Source organism: Halalkalibacter wakoensis JCM 9140, assembly GCF_000513095.1.
GTDB classification, from domain to species: Bacteria; Bacillota; Bacilli; order Bacillales; family Bacillaceae_D; genus Halalkalibacter; species Halalkalibacter wakoensis.
The window spans coordinates 1-8,576 of record NZ_BAUT01000109.1 but is presented as its reverse complement, the minus strand read 5'-3'; the positions used below and the strand labels follow the sequence as shown (position 1 = coordinate 8,576).

Genomic DNA, 8,576 nt, shown 5'->3' with positions numbered 1-8,576 from the left:
GAAAACAGTCCTTTTATATACTTCCCAACTGGAGGAGCTTCTTTCTTTTTCTTTTTTTCTTTAACAAAAAAAGCAGTGAGCAGCACTGAGATTAATACAAAGACCGGAAATCCCCAAAAAGGACCGTACCAAACAAGTAGAGCCAATAAAGAACCGACTATGGGCGAAAGCACCTTCCCAAAACCATTAGAAGCTTCCACAATCCCGAGCACTTTACTTTGCTCTCCACCTTTAAATAAGTCCCCTGTTAACGCCATTGCAATCGGGGCAGTCCCCGCGGCTCCAATTCCTTGAAGAGCCCGTCCAACCATAATCCACATATAGGCTCCATTAAACCAAGCTGCTGCCACACCGGCTAACAACCCCCCCAATCCATAAAGAATTAGAGCTGGTACAATGATCGACTTCCTTGAAAAACGGTCGGATAAATAACCTAGAATGGGAATGGAAATCGCGGCCGTAATCGAGAAAATCGTAATGGTCAAACTTGCTTGAAACGCCGTTATACCTAACTCACTTTCCATCCTCGGTAAAATCGGAATCAGCATGGAGTTCCCGAGTGTCATGATTAAAGGGATGGAACCGATTGCTAAAATCACTAAACCTTTACCTTTTTTCGCCAACCTTTATAACACATCCTTCATTTCTGCCATCAATGAATTTTTTGTGCTTCATTACCTTATTAATTTGCGAATGCATAACAAATTCATACATGGCAAAAAGACGTAAAAAAAGAAGGGACACCGAAAAGGCCTCATTGACCTTCAAGTTTATCCCTTCTAGCTATCTTATAACGATGCAAATTCATCCACTAACTCGCTAAAAATCGTTAAAGCACTCCTAATAGGCTCAGGTTTCGTTAAATCAACTCCTGCTGCTTTTAACAATTCGAGTGGATAATCAGAACTTCCACTTTTTAAGAACGTCATATATTTCTCAAGTGTTTCTGATTTCCCTTCAAGCAACTGATCGGCAATATGAATGGCTGCAGCATACCCTGTTGCATATTTGTACACATAAAATGGGCGGTAAAAATGCGGAATCCTGGACCATCCGTATTTCACTTCATCATCAAATACCATTTCATTTCCATTAAACTCTCTAAAAATCTTCTCATATACATCGTTAAACACTTCAGCATTTAACGGTCCCCCATTTTCCGCTTTTTCGTGAGTTGTTTTTTCAAATTCAGCAAACATCACTTGTGTAAACATCGTTCCTCTAAAGCTGTCGATAAAGTGATTCAACAAATGCTTTTTCATCTTTTCATCTTTCGTTGTTTTCAATAAATAACGAATAAGTAACACTTCATTAACGGTTGAAGCGACTTCTGCAACGAAGATGGAATAGCCTGCTGTAATTTGAGGCTGGTGATTGGACGAATACCACGAATGCATCGCATGACCACATTCATGAACAAGCGTAAATAAACTATCTAAGTCATCTTGATGATTTAAAAGGACAAATGGATGAACACCATAAAGCCCTAAATTATACGCTCCAGATCGTTTCCCAGGCGTTTCCCTCACATCGAAATAGCGCTTTTCTTTAAAACTACGCAACGTTTCAACATACTCCTCGCCAAGTGGGGCTAAACTATCGAGCATCGTCTGATACGCTTCATCAAACGTGATCTCTTCCTTCACATCTTTCACTAAAGGAACGTTTAAATCGTATTGACGTAGTTCATCAAGACCAAGTGTTTCCTTGCGAATGTTCTGATACTTGTGCAATGGAGTAATATGGTCCTTCGTCACTTTGATTAGGTTGTCGTAAACATCCTTTGGCACCATATCGGAAAAAAGTGATTTTTCTAATGCAGACGGGTACTTTCTCATTTTCGCTAACGTTACATTGTTTTTGATTGCGGCCGAAAGAGTTGAAGCAATCGTATTGTTCAGCTGAACATAAGGTTGATAGTAAGCTTTGTACGCTTCACGACGAACGTCCCGGTTATCATCTTCAATAAGCTTTGAATACATCCCTCTTGTAAGCTCAACCTTCTCCCCGTCTTTTGTCGTCACTTTGCCAAATTTAATATCAGCATTGTTAATCATTCCAAACGTATTACTTGGAGAAGAAAGAGCTTCTCCTAAATCAGAAAGCACTTCTTCTTTTTCCTTTGTTAGAACGTGTGTTTTGTAACGGTACGATTCCATTAAATCCTCTTCGAAGTATTTCAGTCCTTCAATTTGGTCGATATAGGATTTCAACGTCTTTTCATCCAAACTTAATAAAAATGGCATAAAAAAGGATGTAGCTGAACTAAGCTTCACACCGAGTGATTTTGCACGATCAAGCAATGCCTGTGGCTTCGAATCTCTCGTATCCAAATCAGCTTGAAGCATCGCATACACATATACCTTTTTATACGTATAACCTGTTTCTTCACTCAACACTAAGTAATCATACAATGATTTAGCATCTGTTATGTTTCCGTCATAGGTTTTTAGTTGTTCAGTACGCTCTGCTACAGATTTCAAATCACTTTCCCACGTTGTCAAACTGTCGTAAATATCATGTAAGTCCCATTTTTCTTCTAATGGAACCTCTTCTCTTGATTTATAATTGGGCATTATTAAAAACTCCTTTCAATGTCACCTATGTATTTCCACATTAGTTATATGTTACTACATTTCAATTTAGGAAAAAAGAAAACGGAAAAAGGATTGGACCAAAGAAGCGTTTCCGCCTATTCGACCAACCCTTACTAGCTTTTTTTCATACCATTCTAAACTGCACGTTAATAGAGCCAAGTAAATTCATTAAAAATAACTCGTAACTCTCTAACGAATCCTTCACTGTATTCGATTAAATCCGTTCTCTCTGGACTAAACGAATTCGTTCGTAAAAAATAATATCCATCTTGATGTTCAACTGGGACAACATGGGCATACACACCGTCTTTATAAAAAGCAAACTCCTCAACCCCTTGACCTGGGACCCCTAAACTCTCTAAGTAACCATTTGCTACTGTTTCAGCATAACCGGCATCAACCATATCTGCTTGATACGAGCTCACAGCCTCTTCATAACTCATTTCTTCATTAAATTTCACAACTTCAAAAAGAACGGGCTCTATTTTCCCTTGACCATAATTTGCAAAAATTTGTACAACAGTTGATTGTTCATGGTTTATGTGCTCGACTTCAAACTCAGCATCATAAAAAGTTGTAAAAGATAACTCATCATTTACTAGCTTTGTGACCGTTTTTTCATCTTCCAATCCTTCTTCATCAACGATCGTAATCGTTTTTGTTTCTTCATCATCTGTAGAGGATTCCATGAAGGTCATCTCATTTGTTTCCTCTTCGCTTTCATCTGGTTCCTCTTCCATGACGACACTCATGCTCTCCATAGGCCCCTCATCCGCGCTTGACTCACTAGGCATGGCTGATTCATTGTTACTCGTCAGTTGACTAGCTCCTAATACATAGCCAATCCCTAACATAAATAGAACTAAGGCAGCCACTTGCCATTTTTGATACGACCTTGCCCAATTCCAATTTCGTTTCTTTTTCTTTTTAATCGAAGCCATAATATCAGCTGAATTCGATTGTTGCGGAATCTTATCATAATATTGGTTTAATCGATTCATTGTCTCTTCAAAATTGTTTTTGCTCATAGTTGCTCACCTACTTTTTCATACTCTGCTTTTAATTTTTGTTTAGCTCGAAGTATTCTTGTTTTGATTGCACCTTCTGTAACCCCTAGAACATGAGCAATTTCTTGATAGTTTTGACCATGAAAATAGTGAAGTACGATTGGGATTTTGTATTTGTCTTCTAAACGGTTAATCATCTGATGCAACTCTTGTGCATCTTCATCAAGATGTTCATTCACAAACGTTTGCTGTGTTGCATATTTTTGCAACTCTACCGTTTTTCGTTTCATTTGTTTCTCTTTACGATAAAAATCTCGAATGACATTTAACGTAATTGAATAAAGCCACGTGGTAAATTTCCCACGATTGTGTTTATGGATAAATCGGTACACTTTAATAAACACTTCTTGAGTCACATCTTCCATATGAACAGGTGAAACCCCAATTTGAAAAGCGAATTTCTCCACTGTTTTCAGATGTAATTCAATCAATTGCCCAAAGGCGTCATCATCGCCCTTTTTCGCCCGATCAATTAATTGTTCTTCCATCGTTTTCGACCTCCGTCATTTCTACTTCTTCTTGCCCATAAAACGATGTTATTCAAAGAAAGGTTTCAGGTTTTCTTTCAGAATGATTTATCTTTATTTTCTGTTTGTTTAACTTGTTTTTTGCGATAACGTTGATACCACCCTTCAATTTTATGAAACAACCATTGAAGAGCAAGTCCATGTAAAAACACGCCAACGATCGTTGTTAACACGAGTAAAAAAAGCGAAATCGCGTATTCCACCTCGACTAATCTTTGTCCAAAAAACAATAGCTGCTTAATTGAAAAACCAAGCGCTTCTTCGTAAGAGATAATCGCTCCTTCAAGTTTCCATAAAACAAATGCCTGCAAGGCTAAATAACCCATAATGATAATCAAAATCACCATTTTAGAGAAATAAGATAATTGCTCAATCACAGGTTGAATGTAATACTTCGCGACAGTTTTCATCCGAAACAAATAGATTACTCTTACTAGTCTTGCAACTTGAAAAAATTGGTCAAATGGAATAATAGCTATAACTAGAAAAGGGTTTTTCTTTATAAACAGCCACTTTTGCTCTGCCAGTTGCAACCGGTAACCAAAATCAATAACAAATACAATCCAAACAATCCAGTTAACAAAGGGATTAATTGCATGATTTGTCCAAAGCGTCGGCAAAGTTGTCATGACTAAAGCGCATCATCCTTCGTACATCCGTTGATACAAGTAAAGACTCTTCCTATCCGATTTAGTTAAGGTACGTTTAGTCTACATGATCGTTAACCATTTGTGTGAACAAAAGGTTGTTTTCCTATATTGTTTCTTATAAGACGACAAGTTCGTATCATCGCTTTTCAACCTTCTCGGGATTGGCAAGAGCTCGACTTCACAAGGAAAAGAACCTTTCTCCACCACCCTACAACAATTAACAAAAAAACGGCTTCCCTAGCCGAAAAATCGGCAAAGTTAACAAGTCTACGGCTAAATCTCAAATTCTCTTCTTAAAAACCATCTATTTGAAAGGGTTTTCAAAATTGGCACAGTCCTTGCATGATAGAAAGTAAGTTTCAAAAATTAGGAGGGATTTAGATGAAAGCTGCTGTTGTTAATCAGTTTAATCAAAAATTAGAAGTAAAAGAAGTGGAATTACCTATAATTGAACGTGGTGAAGTGTTAGTAAAAATAGAAGCATGCGGTGTATGTCATACAGATCTTCATGCAGCCCACGGGGATTGGCCAGTAAAACCAAAACTACCATTAGTTCCTGGTCATGAAGGCGTTGGGATCGTTACAGAAGTAGGAGAAGGCGTGACTTCTATAAAAGTTGGCGACCGCGTAGGGATCCCTTGGCTTTACTCTGCATGCGGAGAGTGTGAATATTGTTTAACAGGTAGAGAAACACTTTGTCCGGATCAAGAAAATGGTGGTTACTCTGTTGATGGTGGATATGCTGAATATTGCAAAGCACCTGCAAATTATGTTGCAAAAATCCCTGATAACGTTGACCCAGTCGAGATAGCTCCCATTTTATGTGCTGGGGTTACAACGTACAAAGCATTAAAAGTTTCTGAAGCTAAACCTGGGGATTGGGTCGCGATTTATGGGATTGGTGGATTAGGTCATGTTGCCCTTCAATATGCCAAAGCAATGGGATTCAATGTTGTAGCTGTTGACATTCAAGACGAAAAGCTCGAATTGGCAACAAAATTAGGTGCTGACGTAACCGTAAATGGTTTAAAAGAGAACCCTGCTGAAGCAATTATGGAAAAAGTTGGTGGCGTTCAAGCAGCTATTAGTGTAGCCGTAACTAAAAAAGCTTTTGAACAAGCCTATCAATCTGTAAAAAGAGGCGGTACACTCGTTGTCGTTGGTCTTCCTCACGATGATTTACCAATTCCTATTTTCAATACAGTGTTAAATGGAGTAACCGTTCGTGGATCAATTGTTGGAACTCGTAAAGATATGCAAGAAGCGTTAGAGTTTGCTGCCCAAGGAAAAGTGAAAACAAATATCGAAACGGCTCCACTTGATCAAATAAATGATGTTTTTGAAAAAATGGAAAAAGGACAAATTAACGGACGAATTGTCTTAACCATGTAATATTTGGAAAATAGCTGAATAGATTTTATATGTAAGCGCTTAAATTTCATATTTGTGAGGGGGACTACCCCCTTCCCCTTAAGGAGGAAATGATAGATGATTTATGGCCAACCAGGAACAGCGAATGCAAAGGTACAATTTAAAAAGAGATACGAAAATTACATTAATGGTGAATGGACAGCCCCAGTAAAAGGGCAATACTTCGAAAACATCACTCCTGTAACGGGAGACGTATTTTGTGAAGTCGCTCGTTCTTCATCGGAAGATATTGAACGAGCACTGGATGCTGCTCATGCAGCAAAAGCTTCTTGGGGAAAGACATCCGCTGCTGAACGTGCTGTTATTTTAAATAAAATTGCTGATCGAATTGAAGAAAATCTTGAGACACTAGCTGTTGCTGAAACATGGGATAATGGGAAGGCGGTTCGCGAAACATTAAATGCCGACATTCCCCTTGCCATCGATCATTTCCGCTATTTTGCAGGTGTTATTCGTTCACAGGAAGGCTCGATTAGCCAAATTGACAACGATACTGTAGCCTATCATTTTCATGAGCCGCTTGGAGTGGTTGGTCAAATCATCCCTTGGAACTTCCCAATTTTAATGGCTGTATGGAAAATTGCTCCCGCATTAGCTGCTGGAAACTGCATTGTCTTAAAACCAGCTGAACAAACTCCTGCTTCGATCATGGTGTTGCTTGAATTAGTTGGTGACCTTCTTCCTCCTGGTGTGTTAAACGTAGTAAATGGATTTGGGGTTGAAGCTGGAAAACCTCTAGCTACAAGCTCGAGAATTGCCAAAGTTGCGTTTACGGGAGAAACGACGACAGGACGCTTAATTATGCAATACGCATCGCAAAACATTATTCCAGTTACGTTAGAACTCGGTGGAAAATCACCAAATATTTTCTTTAAAGATGTCATGGCAGAAGACGACGCCTTTTTGAATAAAGCAATTGAAGGATTTGTACTCTTTGCCCTCAATCAAGGGGAAGTTTGTACGTGTCCATCACGCGCCCTCATTCATGAGTCTATGTATGATCAATTTATGGAAAAAGCGTTAGCTAGAGTCAATGAAATTAAGACAGGTAACCCATTAGATGTAAATACTATGATGGGTGCACAAGCGTCAAATGAACAAATGGAAAAAATTCTATCCTATTTAGACATTGGAAAACAAGAAGGTGCTGAGTGTTTAACCGGTGGAGCACGTAATCGAATCGAAGGTTTTGAAAACGGTTACTACATTCAACCTACAGTCTTTAAAGGAAACAATAAAATGCGCATTTTCCAAGAGGAAATTTTCGGCCCAGTTGTATCCGTTACAACTTACAAAGATGAAGAAGAAGCATTGCAAATTGCCAATGACACATTATATGGCCTCGGAGCCGGAATTTGGACACGTGACATTAACAACGCGTACCGCTTTGGCCGTAATATTGAAGCTGGCCGTGTATGGACAAATTGTTATCATGCTTATCCAGCTCATGCGGCATTCGGTGGCTACAAAGCTTCTGGTATTGGCCGAGAAAATCACAAAATGATGCTCTCTCATTACCAGCAAACAAAAAACATGCTCGTCAGCTACAGCCCAGACGCCCTTGGCTTCTTTTAAGCAATCAATCAAAAAGGTGCTCTTCCTTTTTGATTGATTGCGATGCGGTGTGCGGAAGCGCCGTTGGCTCTTAAGCCATTTTGAGTGCTCTTCTCAAAATGGCGCACGGCGCATGGAGCCACCGCAAAACAGGTTCGCTCTCTTATTATAAGAGGTGCTCTTCCTTTTTCTTATCGAGAAAATATCTAACGGTAACAGGAGGATCAAATGGTAAAAAGAGTAACTGCTACCGAAGAAGCTATACAGTTTATTGAGTTTTTAAAAGTTAAACACGGACCACTCATGTTCCATCAATCTGGTGGTTGCTGTGATGGTAGTTCTCCAATGTGTTACAGTGAAAATGAATTCATCGTTGGTGATAGCGACACTCTACTTGGACATATTGCTGACTGTCCGTTCTACATTAGTTCAGCTCAATATGAGTATTGGAAACATACCCAACTTATCATTGACGTTGTGCAAGGACGCGGTGGAATGTTTTCACTAGAAGGACCAGAAGGCAAACGTTTTTTAACAAGATCGAGAGTGTTTACAAAAGAAGAACAAAATAACTTGTAAGGAAGTATTAATAGGGGCTTGGAGACCACCTACCCAAGTTTTCGTTTGATTATAAGGAGTCAAAAGAAGAGTACTCTTCTTCTGACTCCTTTTTCCTTTTGCACTGCTTTCCTGTCAGAAGATGCTCTCTCTTCGGACTCCTTTTTCCTTTTGCACTGCTTTCCTGTCAGA

General features: G+C 39.1%; 8 protein-coding genes. 3 read left to right on the top strand and 5 right to left on the bottom strand.

Annotated elements, in window-relative coordinates; translation table 11 throughout:
- From JCM9140_RS20955 to JCM9140_RS20935, 5 genes are all read right to left on the bottom strand, one after another.
- On the bottom strand, nt 1–566 hold a 566-nt coding region (locus tag JCM9140_RS20955), incomplete at its 3' end, for an MFS transporter (protein ID WP_156314951.1).
- 222 nt (nt 567–788) lie between these two features.
- Nucleotides 789–2,576, bottom strand: coding sequence for an oligoendopeptidase F (gene pepF, locus JCM9140_RS20950; RefSeq protein WP_034751269.1), 1,788 nt, complete (start codon nt 2,574–2,576; stop codon nt 789–791).
- Nucleotides 2,577–2,743: 167 nt separating this feature from the next.
- On the bottom strand, nt 2,744–3,625 hold the full coding sequence (locus tag JCM9140_RS20945) for a hypothetical protein (RefSeq protein WP_034751268.1): 882 nt from the start codon (nt 3,623–3,625) through the stop codon (nt 2,744–2,746).
- Entirely contained in the window at nt 3,622–4,152 is a 531-nt protein-coding gene (locus tag JCM9140_RS20940; protein ID WP_034751267.1) for an RNA polymerase sigma factor, read from the bottom strand. Before JCM9140_RS20940 ends, JCM9140_RS20945 begins: the two co-directional genes overlap by 4 nt.
- Nucleotides 4,153–4,229: 77 nt before the next feature.
- Nucleotides 4,230–4,820, bottom strand: coding sequence for a hypothetical protein (locus tag JCM9140_RS20935; RefSeq protein WP_052002451.1), 591 nt, complete (start codon nt 4,818–4,820; stop codon nt 4,230–4,232).
- A gap of 402 nt (nt 4,821–5,222) precedes the next feature.
- Between JCM9140_RS20935 and adhP the strand changes: the two genes are divergently transcribed.
- From adhP to JCM9140_RS20920, 3 genes are all read left to right on the top strand, one after another.
- The gene (gene adhP, locus JCM9140_RS20930; RefSeq protein ID WP_034751266.1) at nt 5,223–6,233 is read left to right on the top strand and encodes an alcohol dehydrogenase AdhP; all 1,011 of its coding nucleotides are present in this window, start codon (nt 5,223–5,225) and stop codon (nt 6,231–6,233) included.
- 96 nt (nt 6,234–6,329) lie between these two features.
- On the top strand, nt 6,330–7,847 hold the full coding sequence (gene adh / locus JCM9140_RS20925) for an aldehyde dehydrogenase (protein WP_034751264.1): 1,518 nt from the start codon (nt 6,330–6,332) through the stop codon (nt 7,845–7,847).
- A gap of 207 nt (nt 7,848–8,054) precedes the next feature.
- Nucleotides 8,055–8,405, top strand: a complete 351-nt coding sequence (locus tag JCM9140_RS20920) for a DUF779 domain-containing protein (RefSeq protein ID WP_034751262.1) — start codon at nt 8,055–8,057, stop codon at nt 8,403–8,405.
- Nucleotides 8,406–8,576: the final 171 nt, after the last annotated feature.